We start from the raw sequence: 19,335 nt of genomic DNA on the forward strand, positions 1-19,335 counted from the left end.
GTTACCAGAACCAGCCCCCGCTGGAGAGCTGATCCTTGCATTGTCGATACTGGGCACCGTAGCGCTGGGCACGGGCCTCCACCTTGCGGGAGACCTTCATCAGCCATCCCTTGCTGCGGTAGCTGCCACGTCGGTAGCCCCCCCAGCCTTCGTGATAATTGAGATACTGGCCATAGGCATCCCACTTGGACGTGCCGTTGAGCCGCTGTGCCTTGTGAGTGTACCAGCCCATGAAATCGATGGCGTCGGCAAAGTCGTCGCGATCGCTCCAGCTGTTGCCGGTTTCCCGCTGGTAGTCGGCCCAGGTTTCGTCTTTCACCTGGGCATAGCCGTAGGCTGAACTGGCCCGCCCGGTGGGGATGAAGAGGAAATACTGCATCGGCGGCTGGGCATCATGCACGAAGGAAGATTCCTGGTACATCATGGCCATCACTACCTGGACAGGTGTCCCCCACTTCTCGTTCATCTTGAGCGCCGCCTCGTGCCACTCGGGTTTCTCCCGAAAGATCTGGCACAGGTTTTCCGGCTGGGCCGGCGGCCGGGTACTGCACGCGGTGAGTGCCATCAAGCACGCCGCCACGACCCCGATACGGTACAACGACATCAGAACGACAGACTCTTGCTGTTCATCACAGGGCACATCCACCACATCAGATCGCGTCTTCGTTCTCTTCACCAGTACGAATACGAATGACGCGTTCCACCTCGCAGACGAAGATCTTGCCATCGCCGATCTTGCCGGTACGCGCTGTGTTCTGGATGGCTTCCAGGCAGGCATCGAGATCCTCGTCCTGCACCACCAGCTCCACCTTGACCTTGGGCAGGAAGTCGACCATGTACTCGGCACCGCGATAGAGCTCGGTATGGCCCTTCTGGCGGCCGAACCCCTTGACCTCGGACACTGTCATGCCGTTGATGCCGATCTCGGCCAGGGCCTCGCGTACATCGTCCAGCTTGAACGGTTTGATGATGGCTTCAATCTTCTTCATGGTGACTCCTTACCAGTTCTGTTTGCCGAACCCGGACGTGATGGGATAGCGGCGGTCCTTACCAAAGTTGCGAGCAGTGATGCGGGGGCCGACGGCGGCCTGACGGCGCTTGTATTCGTTGAGATCCACCAGGCGGATCACCTTGCGTACCACCGCCTCTTCGAAACCTTCCGCCACCATGTCGGCGACAGACGCATCCTCTTCCACGTAGCGCTTGAGGATGGCATCCAGAATGTCATAGGGGGGCAGGCTGTCCTGGTCCACCTGATCCGGTGCCAGTTCGGCCGACGGGGGACGATCGATGACCCGCTGCGGGATCACGTACTCCACGCTGTTGCGATATTCGCACAGCTTGAAGACCAGGGTCTTGGGGACGTCCTTGAGCACATCAAAGCCACCCGCCATGTCGCCATACAGCGTGGCGTATCCCACGGCCATCTCGCTCTTGTTGCCAGTGGTCAGCACGATACGGCGGCGCTTGTTGGACAGCGCCATCAAGAGCACACCGCGGCAGCGGGCCTGCAGGTTCTCTTCGGTGGTGTCGCGGGCGGTGCCTTCAAACAGAGGTGCCAGCTGGGTCATGAAGCCTTCGAACATGGGTTCGATGGAGATGATGTTGAACTCCACCCTCATCCGCTCGGCCTGCTCCTTGGCATCCTCCACGCTCATTTGGGCGGTGTAGCGGAACGGCATCATCACCGCCTGCACCTTGTTCGCCCCGATGGCGTCGGCCGCAATGGCCAGGGTCAGCGCCGAGTCGATGCCGCCGGAGAGGCCCAGCACGGCGCCCTGAAAACCGTTCTTGGTGACATAGTCGCGCACCGCCAGCACCAGGGCCTGATAGGTCTCGGCCAACGGCTCCAGCGGCGCGGCGGGTTCCCGCTCCTTCACCGGCTGACCATCGGCAAAGCGCACCAGCGCCAGCTCTTCGGCAAACGGAGCAAGCTTGTGGGTCAGCTCGCCCTGGCTGTTGAACACTTTGGAGCAGCCATCGAAGATCAGCTCGTCCTGGCCGCATACCTGGTTGAGGTAGATGAGCGGTAGGCCGGTCTGATCGCAGCGTTCCGCCATCAGTTCGCGGCGGATCCAGGGTTTTTCCTGATCATAAGGAGAGGCATTGATGGTGAGCAGCAGCTCGGCCCCCGCCGCCTTGGCGGCCAGCGCCGGACCCGGCTGCCAGAGATCTTCGCAGATGAGCAAACCCAGCTGATGGCCACGGAACGACACCACACAGGTATCGGTCGCCGCAGTGAAGTAGCGCTTCTCGTCGAACACCCCGTAGTTGGGCAAGTCCTGTTTGAAATAACGTGCCCGCAGTTGACCGAGCTCATAGAGAGACGCCGTATTGTAAAGCGCCCCCTCTTCGCGCCAGGGATGGCCCACCAGAATGGCACATTGTCCCTGCCATGCCGCGATGCGGGACAGAGCGGCCTCGACCCGGATCATCAGGTCGGCGCGCAACAGCAGATCCTCAGGCGGGTATCCTGTCAAGGCCAGCTCGGAGCAAACCAGCAGATCGGCCCCTTGCTGATCGGCCAGGGCTGCTGCCGCCAGTACCTTGTCACAGTTATCTTCGATGGCGCCTACCGTCAGATTTAACTGGGCAAGCATCAGAGAGAGGGCTTTTGCCATGGCGATGCATCTTGAATTCGAAAATGATGGGGAATGATAAAGAAAAGGCGCTGGCTGTGCCAGCTCAACACTTGGGCTTTGCGCTGGTGTTCTGGCTGTCTGGAGATAAGATGTAACTAATCGAGGGAGATATTGCCATGATCAAGGACGAGAAAGGATTCACCCTGCTGGAACTGATGATCGCCGTCAGTCTGGGGGTCATCTTGCTTGGTATTGGTGCACCGGCCATGTCGAGCCTGCTCAATGAGAATGCCTTGAAATTTGAATCTCGCACACTCTTGAAATATCTGCGTTTTGCTCGTAGCCAAGCCATCGACAACCAGCAATCTGTCACTGTGTGCCTTGCCAATGCCAGTGACAATTGTGTCACCGCCAATCCGACCCAATTCCTCGTGTTCGTCGACGGTAATGGCAATGACATTTTCAATAACGGTGAGCAGATCCTGGCAAGAAGCCCTCAGCTATCTGACTCGCTGACTGCTGCAAACAATCGAACTTCCACTACCTTCAGCCCTGATGGCACCAGCCTGGGTACCAATGCCACCATCACGCTGTGTCGTTCAGGAAATGCCCAGATAAATCTGGTCATCTCTCCCTCCGGCCGCACCACCCAATCTACCCAGGCAAATATCTGCCTCTGAATGAAGTCCTTCGCTATCGCAGTTGACGGGCATCCTGTTGCTGACCCTCTTTTGACTGGAAATTTTCCTCCGCAGTGCGGCATTCCAGGATTTTCTTCACAGGCTGTACCGCACCATCCACCTCGTATCCTCTTTGTTTGAATTTATCCTGCACCGCCTTTGGCGTGTTGTCTGCCACAGTACCGTGCAGGACAACCTTCTGGCCGTTAACCAGCTCGACATAACATTTTATGTCATCTGCCAAGACGGACCCGGATAACAAGAGGCACAAACCCAACACCCCGCTGCGTGTTTTCATTGCGCCTCTCCTTCGTAGAGGTAAATTTTCTTGGGCGACATATCCATCTCAGCCTCCTCTGCCCCCTGGTTGCACTCTCCCGCTCCGGTACAACGCTCAGGCTCACCATCCCCTTCATCTTTCAGGATGACCTCTTCCCCGACACCGCCTCCAATAATGCGGATCTTGGCATCGTCTCCTGCATGCACCACCAAATCGTCGGCAACCTTGTTCTGTACTTCGACATAACGCTCAGGTGTCTGGTTGCCTTCAAGATCAACCACATAACGGAAGGAACTGCCATAATGCATGTCTACCATGTATTGGCGTGCAGCCCCGATGGATTGAATGGTGCATTGCTGGAACGACTGCACTTGCGGCAGGAACGAGGTGAAGTAAAGCTTGCCCTGAAGTACGACCCCGGCCCCCATGGATTTCTCACCCGGTTCGTTCAACCAATTGACCCACCCTTTGGCAGTGGTAATTCCCGCCTTGGTCGCCAATATTCCATCCGTATTTGTCTGGGCAGACAAAGGATCAGAGGTCACATCATAGAGGTCAGTAATCAAGATGGGGCTTCTCGCCTGCGCATTGGCGGCACGCGGCACGACATCATAATCACGCAACATGAAATAGCCATTGCGGACAGTCGCTTCCGATGAGGGGCGATTGCGGTCTCCACTCCCAATCAGCACTGCATCAAAGGGACGATCCTGATAGGAGTAGACCACATTCCCTCCCACAACGGTGCGGGTGACCTGCTTGTTGATGGTACGCACCACGATAGGCTGGGTGAAGAAACGGCGATCATCGGCTTGAGTGACATCCGACCCCAGGCTGGCAAATTTGAAGACGCTCCAGTCAGATTTGTTGGTGCCTGGGAGATCCATGCGCCAGATATTGCCCCCCGTATCACCCACATAGATGCGATCGACTTTGCCATCACCATCGCTGTCAAGCGTAGCTACCGACCCGGGCATACTGTCGGTCATCCCCGTGACCCTGAGGTTGCTGGTTGAAGTCGCAGCAGGGGTCGCACTGAATATCAGCGCCCCAGTATCGGCATTGACGATGTAGATACCTCTCCCCATGCTGTCACTGGTTCCCAATCCCAGCACGCTCTTGTTCACGTCATAACCGCCAGCAAAGATAAGCACGGGGTCACTGACTCCCGGCACAAACGCGACTTCCGGCACCGACCAGGTCAGCCCCAGCTCACCAAAACCAGTCGTCAGACTGTTCAGACGCCATTTCAGTGTCGGCGTATCCGGGCTGGAAACGTTGAATGCATAATAGGCTTTGCCGCCGCTCCTCAAGCCGGTGAATACCCATACAAAATCGCTCTCCGAGGATTTCAGCACCCCGTTGCGATTGGCATCTTTGATAAGGGCCACCGGAGAAGAGTCAACACCGTAGATATGTTCGGCTGATTCCGCATTGAGACGCAGCGCCTTCTGATTGGCCATGAACTCATAAGGTATCGCCGCCCAGCTTTCGTCTATGGTGCTCCCCATGTCCTTGAACATATGCAGAAAACCGGCATTGGTCCCAAACAGAATACGCAAGTCCGGCGCATCCGTCGGGCTGCCGGATTGCGGGCCATAGTTCAGCACCAGAGGACGTGAGTGAAGGGGGTCACCCATGATATGGGTGCGGATCAGGGTTGATGTATCAAAGTCCTCATCGTCGACATCCAACCCCTTGGTCCAGTTGATCAGGGAATCGAGTTCAGTCGTCGTAACTGCCTGCATGAAGGTCATGAGCGCGGCTTCACTGCCAGCCTGCGTCACCAGATTTGCCTTGGTCAGCTGATCGAGACGGGTCTGGGCATTGTTGATGACATAGAGACTGCGGTTGCTTTTTCCCGCCAACATCTCTTGCGCCCCACCTTCGGCCACAACGTTCCCGTCACGGCCGGATGACCAGAAAGTCTGGGCACTGTCGATGATGGTGCCATCAAACTTGATAGCAGGCAGTCCCCGGCTGTCAGCCACATAACCGTCAGGAGAAAAGATCAGTTTTTTCAGATTGCCCCGCCATCTGGGACCATCATCCGGCTCAAACATGGCGTAGTAGATGTTGTTGAGACTGCGTGTCCGGTCAAAGTTGTTGCTGGCAATGGCGGGGGACACCAGCGAGGTATTGATCCGCAGGATCGCCAGCAGCGATGCCTTCAACGCATCACTCAAGGCAGAGGCGTTGGTTGCCGGATAATAAACGCCGCCACCACGACGGGCAGTTTCAGCAAGCAAATTACCGGCCCCGCTTATCGCCTCGTCACCAAACCCGACGGTAAAGGTCGTGACTGTCTGGGTACCAGGGGAAACGGCATTCACATCCTTGTGTTTCATATAACCCGCCAATGCGGCCAGATAGCTGCTGGACCTGTTCCCTGACCCATAAGTAACGGTAGTGCCATAAGCCGCTTTTTCATCGCTGGACAATGTATTTATCAATCCTTGGACAAAGGTATTGGCATCCCCGTCCTGAGTCGGCTCTCCATCGGTGATGTATATGACGTAACCGTTGTTTGAGCAGTTGTCATAGGGGGCTTGATAGGTACCTGTCGGGCTTTCGGCGGTCGTATCTCGCGTGCCTCCTTGCAAGCCATAAACAACGCTTCGTCCCCCGAAGAAGCGATACGCCTCACTCAACGTCTCACATAATGGTGTGTTGGTACTGGCGGTCAGTCCTTCGACCCTGTCGAGCAGGTCTTGTTCTCCGGTCTTGCCATTCGACAACGTGATCTCGCTACCCAGAATATCCCGGACAACTCTGCCGCCATTGGTACTGCTACTGTCATTCCTGTTGAAAATAGCCAGACCAAAATCAACCCCGGGTGCAGATGATATCAATCCTTTGACTGCATCTTTGGCAATACGCAGACGAGATTCTATAGAGTAACCCGTAGGCCCGTAATACCACCTGATATAGTTGGCAGAATAAAGCACTACGGCTGTATTGCTGGCATTAACAGAATCTCTTGTTGCCGCTGTATAAAACCATGAGCCTTGATTATTGCTGGTTTTATTGACCGGATACCCGGTGCCAACACTCCAGGTGCCTGTGTATGGGTTCGCAGGGTTATTTGCGGTGACATCCTGCTTGCAATCGACCAAGTCGATGTTGTTTTCCTGATAACCACTAATTGAATACCAGCTCCCTCTCCCTCTCCCCGGAGGACTGCCGTTTGTCACTTCATAAGTCCAGACTTGCGACTGAAAATAACCGATACTTGCAAGAGGTCCCTTGGAGGTGGCACAAGCGTTCAGTTTGTCGGAGAAACGCTTGTTGCTATTAATAGCGGGAATGCTCCCATCGGTTGAAAAATAGATATATTGTTTAGTATTGCTTTTGTCGGGATCATTGCTTAAGGCTGGATAGACAGTCGCTGGATTATAAGCTTCCTTTATCTGTTCCATGGTGTCAGCCATACTGCCGGAGTTATCAAATATCAACAGCACTTTAGGTCTGAAATCACCAGCCTTATTAAAGTCGTATATAAAAAGCTCGGTGTCATCGGCTCGTGTTGACGTCATGCCAAAAACAAGACTGCACCAGCATAAAATTGAACCGAATCGTTGTAACCACATATCCTTCGCTCCTATTTTGTGAGCAGTGGCTGTTCCACACCCGCAGTCCAGGTCAGCGGGCGAGAATATTTTCCATAATTGACACCGGCCTGTAGCTCGACATATTTGCATACAGGAATCACATTGCTGCTGCTGGCATCCACCTTGCGTTTGCAGACAGTTTCCGTACGATTGGTGAGGGCCACACTGGCTGAATTATTGCTGCTATTGACACTGATGGCAGCACTCGCCCCCAGCGCAGACCCCATGCCTGCAATCACCGTCGATATGTTATTGCTCTGTACCGCCGCTTCGATGATGCCTTCCAGTCTGTGTTCTGCCTGCCTGAAATTGGCCGCAGAGCCTGCCATCTTGAGATCCTGCCCGGAGGACTGCATCACCACCACGGCGATCAGCGTCAGAGGTACCAGGATGATCAGAGCGACGATCAGGGCTACGCCATGCTGAGACCTCATGAACCACCTCCAGTCATGACCACCGGGTTACGCAGCGACACGCTGCTCTCCAGCAGCAAACGACGAAATCCATCCCCATTGCCTGATACGCTGGTACTGCCTACCTGATAGATGTTGTTGTTCACATAACTGCTGGATGCTTGCGATGATCGCACCAGAATAAAGACACGAGCAGCAACGACACGCCCTTCACTCCATTCCTGCTCGGTCACGTTTGTAGACGCGACATAGCGATCAATAACCCCATCGGCAACAGGAGTGTCGTCAACACCAAACAACACCGTCATGCGCTCAATCCCTTCCGCCATGGGGCCTCCGATCAGAACCGAGCCCCCATTGGCTGTCAGATAACGCTTTCTCAGTTCCGGGTTGCCTGCGGCATTGGGAGCGAGATAATAGATAAAGTGCTGATATTCCCAGAGCTGACGAGCCGGCATATCTGTCATCGTGGGCACTGTTTCTCCCCCTTTGAACATCAGCGCCGCTTGCGTCGTAGTAGCAAGATAGAAGCGATTGCCAGTAGCTGCGGCATCGGCCAGGGGCTGCCCAATCAATCGCTTGATGCTGATGACATCCGTATTGGCAATACGTGACGTCACGGGAATACAGGCAAAAGCCCCCCCGTTAATCGCCCTGTTGTTGTCCACCCGAGCGACCCAGACCCCCCGATTTGTTCCCACGCTGGGTGGCAAGCTGCCACGCCCCAAATTGTCCAGACAATCGTTCGCCGAAAGCACCGTAGACCCGCTGCTGAGAGTCACGCCTTGCCCCGTTGCCATGGGGGAACCGGTGTAGTCCCCCCAGAAGCCCGCCCACTTCAGGTCCTGGGTCACCAGACGCATCGCAATACGTCCATTCTCCTGCAACTCGCTCTGATCGAAAGCATCCTCCGTTGTGGCACGGGAAGCCACGAAGATGCTCAAGCCGCCACCGACCAGAAATACGCCAATCAACATGGCAATCAACCATTCAATCAGGGTGAAGCCGCGGGCATTCATAGTGTGGTCGTCAGTACGAACTGACGCCTCTGTCTGTCTGCCGCATTGCCCAGCCCACAACTGTTGCGCACCGCGGCAACTGCACCGGCACCATCGGACAAAGACTCCCGCCCCTGCCAGAAGATCCCTATGGTCAAACTGTTGTTGGCGCCACGAATCACGCAGCCTACCGGAGATTGCAGAGGTGACGCGGCACCGGATACCGCGGTTCCCAGCAGGGACTGCTGCCAGTAGAAGAGGTCCAGTGCCTGCCGCTCTGTCCTGCTGCAATCCGACATGGTGCCATTGTTGTTGGCACAGCTCGGCATATCCAGGATCGCGTTGCCGGATACCACTGTCGTTCCCTGACCAGCCCAGCTGTCTTTGTTGATCCTGGCGCGTTCCACCAGATCATTGGCTAGCCAGATGGCGATGGTGCGCTGACGCGCTTCGTAGCTGGAAAACTTGGCGGTGACCTGCATGGCAACCAATCCCAGCAAGCCGAAGGAGAGCACCACGGCCGCAATCAGCACCTCCAGCAGGCTGAATCCCCTTATGTGTCGATGACGCAGTGGTTTCATCGCCTAGTCCCAGCAAGCATTGTTGACAGTATCCCCGAGCCGCGTGGCACTCCGGGTACCATCCTGGTCGATGGAGAAAATGATGCAGTCGCTGTCTGACCCCTGTGCACCAGAGGCCGTGGCAAACAGGATGTATGTATTGACCCCGGCCGAGATGACCAGGTGATAGAAGCCGGATTCGGAGTTCTCCGAGATATTCAAGTCGGCTGCGGATGAGGTATACCGATTGAAATCCATAAAATAGGTTTCTTGTCTGTTGGCGGCGTCCAACAGCATTTTTTTGGCATCAATTCGGTGGCTGGACAGCAGGTAACGCTGATAGGAGGGATAGGCAATAGTGCCAAGAATCGCCACGATTGCGACGACAATCATCAATTCAATGAGAGAAAAGCCTCGATAGAACCCAATCATATCCCATCCTTGGTGACTGGCGGTTCATATAGTCTAATGCCGGATAGGTCGCAACGACAAATCCGGCATCAGGAACATAACTCTTTATTCTCAGGCCATCCTGGCCACATTTAAATAATTCTAAGCTCGGGCGGCACTTCAAACACCACATTCTCTTCCCGGCCAGGATGCTCGGTCACTATCTTGCCTCCCAGCTCGCGCAGACGGGCAATGACATTCTGAACAAGCACATCGGGGGCTGACGCACCCGCCGTGACCCCGATACGGGCAACTCCGTCCAGCCATTGCGGCTCAATCATGGAGGCGTCGTCGATGAGGTAGGCCTTGGCGCCCACCTTCTCGGCCAGCTCCCGCAGTCGGTTGGAGTTGGAAGAGTTGCGCGATCCCACCACCAGCATGGCATCCACCAGCCCGGCCATCTCCCGCACCGCATCCTGGCGGTTCTGGGTGGCGTAGCAGATGTCATCCTTGCGCGGCCCCTGGATCTTGGGGAAGTGCGCACGCAAGGCATCGATGACGTCTGACGTCTCATCCACGCTGAGTGTCGTCTGGGTGACGAAACAGAGGTCGTCCGGGTTCTTCACCTTGAGTTTGGCCACATCTTCCGGCGTCTCCACCAGATACATGCCACCCTCACTGTTCTCGTACTGTCCCATGGTGCCGATCACCTCGGGGTGGCCGGCATGGCCGATGAGCACGGCTTCGGAGCCCTTGCGACTGGCGCGATGGACCTCCATGTGCACCTTGGTCACCAGCGGACAGGTGGCATCGAACACCTTGAGGGCGCGGGATTTGGCCATCTCGCGCACGACCTTGGCGACACCGTGAGCGGAGAAGATGACGATGCTGTCATCCGGCACCTCGTCCAGCTCTTCGACGAAAACGGCACCCGCCTCCTTGAGCTTGTTCACCACGTAGCGGTTGTGCACCACTTCGTGACGGACATAGATGGGGGCACCGAACTTCTCCAGCGCGCTCTCGACGATGCTGATGGCCCGGTCGACACCGGCACAGAAGCCACGGGGGTTAGCCAGCAGAATATCCATCAGTGCACCTTCTCCTCGTCATCAACTCCCAGGATCTCCACCTCGAAGGTGACGGTGTGACCGGCCAGGGGGTGGTTGAAATCGACCGTGACCGACATCCCTTCCACCGCCCGGATGATCCCGGGCAGTTCGCTGCCGTTGGGCTGGTCGAACAGAATGATGGTACCCACCTTGGGCTCAACTTCGTTACCGAATTTGGCGCGATCGAGATGGTAGATGTTGTCGGGATTGGAGAGGCCGAACGCCTCTTCCGGCGCCAGGGTAAAGCTCTTGCTCTCCCCTTCGCGCAGCCCCAGCAGGCATTGCTCGAAGCTCGGCGTCAGACTACCGTCTCCCATCCGCAGACGGGCAGGCTTGCCGTGCAGCGCCGTGCTGTCGGCCACCGAGCCATCTTCCAGTTTGATAGAGAAATGGAACAGCACACTGCTGTCCGCAGCAATCAGCTGGCTCATGAGGTCGCGTCCTGTTTTTTCTCGCCACGGAAGCCGTCCAGCACGATCATGGCGGCACCGATGAAGATGAAGCTGTCGGCCAGATTGAACGCCGGCCAGTGGGCGCGCTGCCAGTAAAAGTCGAGGAAGTCGACCACATGGCCCAGCACCAGCCGGTCAAACACGTTGCCGAGCGCCCCGCCGATGATCAGGCTGTAGGCGATACCGCTCCAGCGCTGGGTGACCGACTGCTTGCGTAGCCAGTGGATCAGCAGGCCACAGATGGCGAACGCCAGCACGGCGAAGAACCAACGCTGCCAGCCTCCCTGATCTGCCAGGAAGCTGAAAGCCGCTCCCTTGTTGTAGACATGGACCAGGTTGAAGAAGGGGGTGATCTCCACCCCCGGGTAGCCAAACGGCAGCAGCTTGACCACGGCGAGCTTGCTCGCCTGGTCCAGTACGAAGGCCAGCACCGCCAGCCACAGCCAACGCAGGCCACTTTTATGTTGAGTCATGTTCATCAGGCAAATTGACGCGTTTCGCCGTCACCCTCGACGTTGGTGACGCAGCGGCCACAGATCTCTTCGTGCCCCGCGATGGTGCCCACGTCTTCCACATGGTGCCAGCAGCGATCGCACTTGGCGGCGGCAGACTGGGCCACGCAGAGCCACAGGTCATCGCGCTCGGTTGCCACGGCCTCTGCCGGTGCGGCATCGACGCTGACTACCTTGGCCTTGGAGGTGAGCAGCACGAAGCGCAGCTCATCGGCCAATGCGTTCAGACGCGCGGCCAGCTCAGGCTTGGCGAACAGGGTCAGTTCGGCCTGCAGAGAACCGCCGATGCGCTTCTCGCCACGGGCCACTTCCAGCGCCTTGTTCACTTCACCGCGCACGGTGAGGATCTCGGCCCAGAACTCGTCGTTCAGCACTTCGCCCGCTTCCAGCCCGAACAGGCCGTCGTACCACTCCTCGGTGAACACGAACTCGCCGCGCTCGCCCGGCAGCAGGGCCCAGATCTCGTCGGCAGTGAAGCTCATGATGGGCGCCATCCAACGCACCATGGCTTCGGCGATGTGATAGAGGGCGGTCTGGCAGGAGCGACGGGCCAGGCTGTCAGCCTTGGCTGTGTACTGACGATCCTTGATGACGTCCAGATAGAAGGAACCCATCTCGATGGAGCAGAACTGCATCAGCTTCTGGGTCACGCCGTGGAAGTTGTACTCATCGAACGCGGTCACGATCTCGGTTTGTACCGCTTTGGCACGGCCTACGGCCCAGCGATCCACCACGACCATGTCGGCAGGCGCCACCATGTCGGTCGCCGGATTGAAGCCGTTCAGGTTGGCCAAGAGGAAACGGGCAGTGTTGCGGATACGACGATAGGCGTCGGCGGAGCGCTTGAGGATCTCGTCGGAGACGGTCATCTCGCCGGTGTAGTCAGTGCTCGCTACCCACAGACGCAGGATGTCGGCACCCAGCTTGTTCATCACATCTTGCGGGCTTACCACGTTGCCGATGGACTTGGACATCTTGCGGCCCTGACCATCCACGGTGAAGCCGTGAGTCAGCACCTGGTTGTAGGGAGCCTTGTCTTTCATCGCCACGCCGATCATCAAGGATGACATGAACCAGCCACGGTGCTGGTCAGAGCCTTCCAGATACATGTCGGCCGGCTTGCCGTTGAACTCGGGACGGGCATCGACCACGGAGGCATGGGTAGAGCCGGAGTCAAACCAGACGTCCAGGGTGTCGGGCACCTTCTCGTAGTTGTCGGCATCGACGCCCAGCAGCTCGGCCTTGTCCAGATCCCACCAGGCCTGGATGCCGGACTGCTCGACCCGCTTGGCCACCTCTTCCATCAGGCGCACGGAATCCGGGTGCAGCGCCTGGGTATCCTTGTGAACGAACAGGGAGATGGGCACGCCCCAGGTACGCTGACGGGAGATACACCAGTCGGGACGGTTCTCGACCATCGCCTGGATGCGATTCTTGCCCCAGGCCGGGACCCAGCCGCTCTGGCCGTGTTCGGCAATGCCCTCTTTCTCGATACGCTCGATCTCTTCCAGAGCACGCTTGCGCAGACCCTTCTGCTCCATGCTGATGAACCACTGGGGGGTGGCACGGAAGATGATCGGGGTCTTGTGACGCCAGCAGTGCGGGTAAGAGTGGTTGAATACCTTGTGGTGCAGCAGGGCACCGCGCTCGGTCAGCACCTCGACCACGGAGGCGTTGGCCTTGAACACGTGCTGGCCGGCAAACAGTTCGGTATCCGGCAGATAGACGCCGTTGCTGCCAACCGGGTTGGCCACTTCCAGACCGTACTTCTGACCGACCACGAAGTCTTCCTGACCGTGACCAGGGGCGGTGTGCACCGCGCCGGTACCGGCGTCCAGGGTAACGTGGTCACCCAGCACCACAGGTACGTCAAAGCTGTAGAAGGGGTGGTTGAAGCGCAGCAGCTCGAGTGCGGCACCCTTGGCGTAACCCAGGTTGTGGAAGTGATCGATGCCTGCGCGATCCATCACATCCTTCACCAGCTCGGCGGCCAGGATCAGACGCTCGGGATTGTCGCCCTCAACCTGCACCAGCGCGTAGTCGAGATCGGCATGCATGGCGATGGCGCGGTTGGCCGGCAGGGTCCACGGGGTAGTGGTCCAGATCACGGCAGAGAGCGCGCCCTTGCCGGTGTGGCCTTCGGCGCAATCAAACTTGGCGGCAACGGCAGCCTCGTCGACGGCCTTGAAGCGCACGTCGATGGAGGGGGAGTTCTTGTCGTAGTACTCCACTTCTGCTTCAGCCAGCGCGGAGCCGCAATCGGTACACCAGTGCACCGGCTTGGAGCCTTTATGCAGGTGGCCGTTTTCAACGATCTTGGCCATGGAACGGATGATGTTGGCTTCGGTCCCAAAATCCATGGTCAGGTAGGGGTGTTCCCAGTCACCCAGCACGCCCAGACGGATGAAGTCGGTCTTCTGCGCTTCGATCTGGGTCTTGGCGTATTTGCGGCACTCGGCGCGGAACTCGGCGGCGGAAACCTTCTCGCCCGGCTTGCCGACCATGCCTTCCACTTTCAGCTCGATGGGCAGACCGTGGCAATCCCAGCCCGGCACATAGGGGGAATCGAAGCCAGAGAGGCCCTTGGACTTGATGATGATGTCTTTGAGGATCTTGTTGACCGAATGACCGATGTGAATGCTGCCGTTCGCATAGGGGGGGCCATCGTGCAGAATGAAAGAAGGCTTACCCGCTTTGGCGCGGCGAATGGCGCCGTAAAGATCCTGATCGTACCAACGTTTCAACATGTTGGGTTCGCGTTTGGCCAGATCGCCACGCATCGGAAACTCGGTTTCCGGCAGATTCAGGGTGTGTTTATAGTCGCTCATCAGTCCTGGGTTCCCTTCTTTTCTAAAAGAGTGCTGGGTAAATGAAATTGTGGCAGCCCGAACCAGGCTCGGGCCGCCAGGGCATCTCGTTCGATCTGCTCTTTCAAGGCGGTGAAAGAGTCAAATTTCTGCTCTTCGCGCAGCTTGTGGCGAAGCAGCACCTTGACCTGCTGACCATATAGATCACCAGAAAAATCAAATAGATGTACTTCCAATCTGGCTTGTGTACCGCTCAAGGTCGGACGTACACCCACATTGGCGACACCGGGGAAAGTCTTGCCGGAACATATCACTTCCACCGCAAACACGCCACCGACCGGGACAACCTGGCGTTTGAGGGCCAGATTCGCGGTGGGAAAACCTATGGTGCGCCCCAGCTTGTCGCCATGGGCCACCCGGCCGCTGATGGCATAGGGGCGACCGAGCATCAACTCCACCTCCGCCATGCGGCCCGCTTTCAGGGCCTCGCGCACCAGGGTGCTGCTGACCCGCTGGCGGGAAAGCTGGAAACTCTGGGTGCTGATCACCTCGAACCCGAAGCGCCGACCGGCCTCCTCCAGCAGGTGGAAGTCCCCTTCCCGCCCCTTGCCGAAGCGAAAATCGTCGCCGACCACCAGATAGTGCACGCCGAGTTTCTCCACCAGCAGTTGCTCGATGAAGGTGCTGGCCGCCTGCTCAGCAAAACGATGGGTGAAACGCACGCAGAGCATGCGATCGATCTGCATTCCCTTGAGGGCTTCGTACTTCTCCCGCCAGCGGCTGAGGCGGGCGGGCGCGGCACTGCCCGCAAACAGCTCCAGCGGCTGGGGTTCGAACAACATGACGCAGGCCGGCAGGCCAAGTTGGGCGGCCTTCTCCTGCAAACGGGCCAACACCGCGTGATGCCCCTGATGAACCCCATCGAAGTTGCCTATGGTCAATACACAGCCCCGGTGACGGGGCTTGATATTGTGAATGCCGCGAATAAGCTCCATCAGTGCCTTGTACGTTGCTGCCATGGAAATCGGCGGATTATATATCAGGCAGCAGGCAGGGTCAGCCCTGCCGTTGACCCGATTTAGCCATCCCGCTCGCTTCTCGGACTCGGCCAGGAGCATCGCACCTCGTTGGCGGGCCAACTCGACAGCCCCTGAGACCGCTCCCCCATCTCCCCTGTACTGTCCCCCTCCCTTGCAGCTGGCTCCTTATTGCTGACCGGCTCTCAGGTGCCGTGGCCGGATCCCCAATGCCAAGAGGACAATGCCATACAACGCTCCGCCCAGGCAGAGCAGCAGGGTCAACTCCAGGCTGGCCTTGCCCATGCTCCAGGCACCCCATTGGGCGAGCTCCGGTGACAGATAGGCCAGAAGCCCCCCCATCAAGACCGTTGCCGCCAAGAGCTTGAGGCAGAACAGCCCGGTGTTGCGGGAAGGGCGATAGACATCCTGCTGATAGAGCCCCTTGAACAGCAGTACGGCGTTCAGCGTGCCGGAGCAGGCGGTCGCCAGCGCCAGCCCGACGTAGCCGAGCGGATAGATGAAAATAAGGTTGCACACCATGTTGGCTACCATGGCCATGATGCCGATACGCACCGGCGTCCTGGTGTCCTGGCGGGCGTAATAACCGGGGGCCAGCACCTTGATGAGCATCAAGGAGAGCAGCCCCGTGGTGGAGGCCAGCAGGCTGGCACTCGACATGCTCACCTCGTGCAGACCAAACTCACCGCGCATGAAAAGCACCCGCAGTATGGGCTCGCGCAGCACGGCGATACCGACCATGGCTGGCAAGCCGAGCAGCATCACCATGCGTACTCCCCAATCCATGGTGCGAGAGAAATCCGCCGGATCCGCATCCACGTGTTTCCTGGCCAAGGCAGGCAGTATCACCGTGCTGATGGCCACCGCAAAGAGACCGAGGGGAAACTCCAGCAACCTGTCCGAGTAATAGAGATAGCTGATGGCACCGGTGGCCAGAAACGAGGCCAGCATGGTGTTGATCAGCAGGTTGATCTGGCTGACCGACACACCGAACAGGGCCGGGATCATCAGGGTACGGATCTTCACCACCCCGGGATGGTGCCAACCCCACTTGGGCCAGACCAGCATGTTGAGCTGGCGCAGAAAAGGATACTGGAACAAAAACTGGACCAGACCGCCGAGGAAGACACCGATCGCCAGGGAGATCTCGGGGCGCTCCATCAAGGGCGCGATCCACCAGGCCGCTGCAATCATGGTGATGTTGAGGAACACCGGCGTGAAGGAGGACACGGCAAAACGGCCAAAGGTATTGAGAATGGCCCCCGCCATGGCGGTAAAGGTAATGAACCAGAGATAGGGGAAGGTGATCTTGAGCATCAGACTGGCCAGCTCGAACTTCTCCGCCGCCGGTCCGCCGTGCAGCCAGTCCCAGAACCAGCCCCAGCCAAAGAGGGCCGTCAGGACACCGGAACCCAGCACCCCGAGCAAGGTGACCACGGTGACGATACCACCCAGGGTGCCCGCCACCGCCGCCAGCAACTCGCGAACCGCCTGCTCGTCACCGTTTTTCTTGTACTCCGTCATCACGGGCACGAAGGCCTGGTTGAATGCCCCTTCGGCAAAGAGCCGGCGCAAGAAGTTGGGAATGCGATTGGCGAAGAAGAAGACGTCTGCGGCCACCCCGGCACCGAGCAAATTGGCGATGACCACATCGCGCACCAAGCCCATCACACGGGATGCCAGCGTCATTCCGGACACTATCATGCCGGATTTGATCAATTTCTTACTCAAGACGAGGCCTCTGGAACTGTCGGAAAGAAAAGAATGCTGTTAGAATCGGCCGACAGTTTAACCGTCTCCCATCTGACACACCACCGGGGGGCGGTGTTTATTTGCACAAATCATTTGACAATATGTGGTTGGGAAGGCATATTTCCGGGCCTTTTCAATACACTCGCTAAGACAGTTTTAGGAGTTTTACCTTGGCTAACATCAAATCTGCTAAGAAGCGTGCTCTTCAGTCAGAGAAACGTCGTCAGCACAACGCCAGCCGTCGTTCCATGACCCGTACCTACCTGAAGAAAGTGATCGCTGCCATCGCCTCTGGTGACAAGGCTGCTGCCACTGCCGCTTTCGCTGTTGCTCAGCCGATCATGGATCGTATGGCGACCAAAGGCCTGATCCACAAGAACAAAGCTGCTCGTCACAAGAGCCGCCTGTCTGCCCAGATCAAAGCCATGGCTTAATCAGCATCCGCTGATGAAAGCTGAAAAAACCGGCCTAGTGCCGGTTTTTTATTTGGGGTCGCTACAGTACAGTCTGTGCAACAATCCGATCATCTCGCGCACCTCATGGCTGCGCAGGGAGTAATAGACCGTCTGGGCTTCCTTCCTCGTCGCCACCAGCTCATCCCGGCGCAACACCGCCAGATGCTGCGACATGGCTGACTGGCTCAATCCCAAGACCTCGTTCAGCTCGCCGACCGACAGCTCCCTATCCAGTAACTGGCACAAGATAAACAGCCGTCGCTCATTGGCCAATGCCTTGAGCAGGGTGACGGCACGCCCGGCATTCGCTTCCATCTCTTCCAATCGCATCTCACCCTCCTCTTCCAAGACTGGCATCATAGCGCCGTCACCCTCGATTTAAAACGAGAGGCTTGCCGGCTGAATGGCCGTGAAATCCTCCTGCCCCGCAAAAAGGAAGGAGAAATCACTCTCGCATACCCGCTTGACCGCAGGATGCTGGATCATCCGCTCGGCAAAGATGACGTAATACTCCTCCATCAGATCCTGGGTTTCACCCAGCAGCATCACCTCCTCCCCCTCCAGGATCTCCTCCCGATAAATGGTCGGTGCCATGAAGATGCCCTGGTTAAAGAAGCCGAACGCCTTCATCAGCGCCGCATCGTCGAATTCTCCCAGAATGCTGGGGGAAATTCCCTGCTGCTCGAACCACTGGGTCAGTTGACGACCCATGGCGGTGCGACGGCCCGGGATGAGCAGCTTGCGCTCTTCCAGGCAGGCAGGGAAAGGCTGGGAGGGCAGAGGCGCCTTGCAGAAGAAACTGACGCCGCATCCCCCCAGACGCTTGGACAGCAACCCGGCATGCTGGCTGGAGTCCACCGGGCAATCAGAGAGGATCATGTCGAGCTTGTGCTCGCTCAACTGCTCCAGGAGCAGTTCATGGGTCGACTCGAAGCAGCGCAGGTGAATGGAACCATCATTGGGGATCACGGAGAGCAGCACCCGGCTGGCAAGACGCTTGGAGAGTGCATCGGCGATGCCGACGTCGAACAGGATCTGGCTCTCCTTGCGGTAGTTGACGATATCCAGCATCTCGTAGGAGAGGCTGAACATCTTGTCTGCATAGCGAAATACCAGTTGGCCAAGCTCGGTGGCCTCAAGGGAGCGCCCCTTTCTGATCAGCAACTTGCCGCCAAGACGCTGCTCAAGCAGCTTGATCTGACCGGTCACGGTCTGTGGGGTCAAAAAGAGGGCTTCCGCCGCCTGCGTGACGGAGCCCTTCTTCTGAGTCATCCAAAAATAGTAGAGATGGTTGTAGTTAAGGTGTGACATCCGATGGGGTTCCCGCGCCAGGCGGGCTCCGGTAGCAGCTGAGTTCAACCGCCAGAATGTCATACATGTCGCTGATCGAGTCAACCTTGTTCGCGTCGAACTGTGCCTGCAGATGGGCCTTGAGACGACCGGCATCCGGCATTCGCTCGGTGCAGTAGCGCTTGTTGGACAGCTTGACTCGCTCGCCGGCACGACTGCTCAGTGCCCGTTCGGCGAAGGTCTCTCCGAACCGGGCTTTTACCTGTGAGTCCCCCAGCATGAGTGCGCTGTCGACCACCCCGTTGAGATAGGCAGAACAACTTGCCGAGGTGGCATCCTGCTGACAATCGGCCAGACTATCTGCCCAGAGTGCAGGGCTTGCCAGCATGACTAACCATCCTAGTTTT

General features: G+C 57.7%; 20 protein-coding genes. 2 read left to right on the forward strand and 18 right to left on the reverse strand.

The window, feature by feature from the left end; all coding sequences use genetic code 11:
* Window position 1 precedes the first annotated feature (1 nt).
* Genes AB5Y47_RS09725 through AB5Y47_RS09735 form a run of 3 tightly spaced genes read right to left on the reverse strand, consistent with a single transcriptional unit; the run spans window position 2 to window position 2,621 of the window.
* Window positions 2-604, reverse strand: coding sequence for a transglycosylase SLT domain-containing protein (locus AB5Y47_RS09725; protein ID WP_049636455.1), 603 nt, complete (start codon window positions 602-604; stop codon window positions 2-4).
* Window positions 605-650: 46 nt separating this feature from the next.
* Window positions 651-989, reverse strand: coding sequence for a nitrogen regulatory protein P-II (glnB, locus tag AB5Y47_RS09730; RefSeq protein ID WP_005308848.1), 339 nt, complete (start codon window positions 987-989; stop codon window positions 651-653).
* A 9-nt stretch (window positions 990-998) separates the two neighbouring features.
* Complete coding sequence (locus AB5Y47_RS09735) at window positions 999-2,621, reverse strand: NAD+ synthase (RefSeq protein WP_049636456.1); 1,623 nt, start codon at window positions 2,619-2,621, stop codon at window positions 999-1,001.
* A 137-nt stretch (window positions 2,622-2,758) separates the two neighbouring features.
* Here AB5Y47_RS09735 and AB5Y47_RS09740 point away from each other — a divergent pair, with 137 nt between their 5' ends.
* Window positions 2,759-3,262: a GspH/FimT family pseudopilin gene (locus AB5Y47_RS09740; RefSeq protein ID WP_010673109.1), complete on the forward strand. Its 504-nt coding sequence runs from the start codon at window positions 2,759-2,761 to the stop codon at window positions 3,260-3,262.
* A 13-nt stretch (window positions 3,263-3,275) separates the two neighbouring features.
* Here the strand turns inward: AB5Y47_RS09740 and AB5Y47_RS09745 are convergent, their stop codons facing one another.
* The 12 genes from AB5Y47_RS09745 to murJ form a co-directional block, all read right to left on the reverse strand.
* Window positions 3,276-3,560 (reverse strand): TapY2 family type IVa secretion system protein, encoded by a 285-nt coding sequence (locus AB5Y47_RS09745; RefSeq protein WP_041210962.1) that lies wholly within the window; start codon window positions 3,558-3,560, stop codon window positions 3,276-3,278.
* Window positions 3,557-7,078, reverse strand: coding sequence for a pilus assembly protein (locus tag AB5Y47_RS09750; RefSeq protein ID WP_049636532.1), 3,522 nt, complete (start codon window positions 7,076-7,078; stop codon window positions 3,557-3,559). Before AB5Y47_RS09750 ends, AB5Y47_RS09745 begins: the two co-directional genes overlap by 4 nt.
* A gap of 65 nt (window positions 7,079-7,143) precedes the next feature.
* Window positions 7,144-7,587: a type IVa pilus pseudopilin TppD gene (gene tppD, locus AB5Y47_RS09755; protein ID WP_049636457.1), complete on the reverse strand. Its 444-nt coding sequence runs from the start codon at window positions 7,585-7,587 to the stop codon at window positions 7,144-7,146.
* Window positions 7,584-8,585 (reverse strand): PilW family protein, encoded by a 1,002-nt coding sequence (locus AB5Y47_RS09760; protein WP_080988614.1) that lies wholly within the window; start codon window positions 8,583-8,585, stop codon window positions 7,584-7,586. The genes tppD and AB5Y47_RS09760 overlap by 4 nt, the downstream gene beginning before the upstream one ends.
* On the reverse strand, window positions 8,582-9,145 hold the full coding sequence (gene pilV, locus AB5Y47_RS09765; protein WP_049636458.1) for a type IV pilus modification protein PilV: 564 nt from the start codon (window positions 9,143-9,145) through the stop codon (window positions 8,582-8,584). Before pilV ends, AB5Y47_RS09760 begins: the two co-directional genes overlap by 4 nt.
* A gap of 3 nt (window positions 9,146-9,148) precedes the next feature.
* The gene (tppA, locus tag AB5Y47_RS09770; protein ID WP_039039991.1) at window positions 9,149-9,556 is read right to left on the reverse strand and encodes a type IVa pilus pseudopilin TppA; all 408 of its coding nucleotides are present in this window, start codon (window positions 9,554-9,556) and stop codon (window positions 9,149-9,151) included.
* A gap of 110 nt (window positions 9,557-9,666) precedes the next feature.
* The gene (gene ispH, locus AB5Y47_RS09775) at window positions 9,667-10,602 is read right to left on the reverse strand and encodes a 4-hydroxy-3-methylbut-2-enyl diphosphate reductase (protein ID WP_039039990.1); all 936 of its coding nucleotides are present in this window, start codon (window positions 10,600-10,602) and stop codon (window positions 9,667-9,669) included.
* On the reverse strand, window positions 10,602-11,054 hold the full coding sequence (fkpB, locus tag AB5Y47_RS09780) for an FKBP-type peptidyl-prolyl cis-trans isomerase (RefSeq protein WP_041210958.1): 453 nt from the start codon (window positions 11,052-11,054) through the stop codon (window positions 10,602-10,604). The genes ispH and fkpB overlap by 1 nt, the downstream gene beginning before the upstream one ends.
* A complete protein-coding gene (gene lspA, locus AB5Y47_RS09785; protein WP_010673100.1) occupies window positions 11,051-11,554 on the reverse strand; it encodes a signal peptidase II in 504 nt (167 codons plus the stop codon). Before lspA ends, fkpB begins: the two co-directional genes overlap by 4 nt.
* Window positions 11,554-14,415 (reverse strand): isoleucine--tRNA ligase, encoded by a 2,862-nt coding sequence (gene ileS / locus AB5Y47_RS09790; protein ID WP_049636459.1) that lies wholly within the window; start codon window positions 14,413-14,415, stop codon window positions 11,554-11,556. Before ileS ends, lspA begins: the two co-directional genes overlap by 1 nt.
* A complete protein-coding gene (gene ribF, locus AB5Y47_RS09795) occupies window positions 14,415-15,389 on the reverse strand; it encodes a bifunctional riboflavin kinase/FAD synthetase (RefSeq protein ID WP_010673098.1) in 975 nt (324 codons plus the stop codon). Before ribF ends, ileS begins: the two co-directional genes overlap by 1 nt.
* Window positions 15,390-15,599: 210 nt before the next feature.
* The gene (gene murJ / locus AB5Y47_RS09800) at window positions 15,600-17,162 is read right to left on the reverse strand and encodes a murein biosynthesis integral membrane protein MurJ (protein WP_049636460.1); all 1,563 of its coding nucleotides are present in this window, start codon (window positions 17,160-17,162) and stop codon (window positions 15,600-15,602) included.
* Between the two features lie 191 nt (window positions 17,163-17,353).
* Here murJ and rpsT point away from each other — a divergent pair, with 191 nt between their 5' ends.
* Window positions 17,354-17,617 carry a 30S ribosomal protein S20 gene (gene rpsT, locus AB5Y47_RS09805; RefSeq protein ID WP_005308808.1) on the forward strand — a complete coding sequence of 88 codons (264 nt, stop codon included), beginning with the start codon at window positions 17,354-17,356 and terminating at the stop codon, window positions 17,615-17,617.
* A gap of 48 nt (window positions 17,618-17,665) precedes the next feature.
* Here the strand turns inward: rpsT and AB5Y47_RS09810 are convergent, their stop codons facing one another.
* Genes AB5Y47_RS09810 through AB5Y47_RS09820 form a run of 3 tightly spaced genes read right to left on the reverse strand, consistent with a single transcriptional unit; the run spans window position 17,666 to window position 19,316 of the window.
* Window positions 17,666-17,968 carry a metalloregulator ArsR/SmtB family transcription factor gene (locus AB5Y47_RS09810; RefSeq protein ID WP_042878863.1) on the reverse strand — a complete coding sequence of 101 codons (303 nt, stop codon included), beginning with the start codon at window positions 17,966-17,968 and terminating at the stop codon, window positions 17,666-17,668.
* A gap of 48 nt (window positions 17,969-18,016) precedes the next feature.
* Entirely contained in the window at window positions 18,017-18,949 is a 933-nt protein-coding gene (gene nhaR, locus AB5Y47_RS09815) for a transcriptional activator NhaR (RefSeq protein WP_010673095.1), read from the reverse strand.
* A complete protein-coding gene (locus AB5Y47_RS09820; RefSeq protein WP_174219042.1) occupies window positions 18,936-19,316 on the reverse strand; it encodes a hypothetical protein in 381 nt (126 codons plus the stop codon). The genes nhaR and AB5Y47_RS09820 overlap by 14 nt, the downstream gene beginning before the upstream one ends.
* Window positions 19,317-19,335: the final 19 nt, after the last annotated feature.

Source organism: Aeromonas sp. R7-2 (assembly GCF_040908105.1).
Classification (GTDB): Bacteria; Pseudomonadota; Gammaproteobacteria; order Enterobacterales; family Aeromonadaceae; genus Aeromonas; species Aeromonas caviae.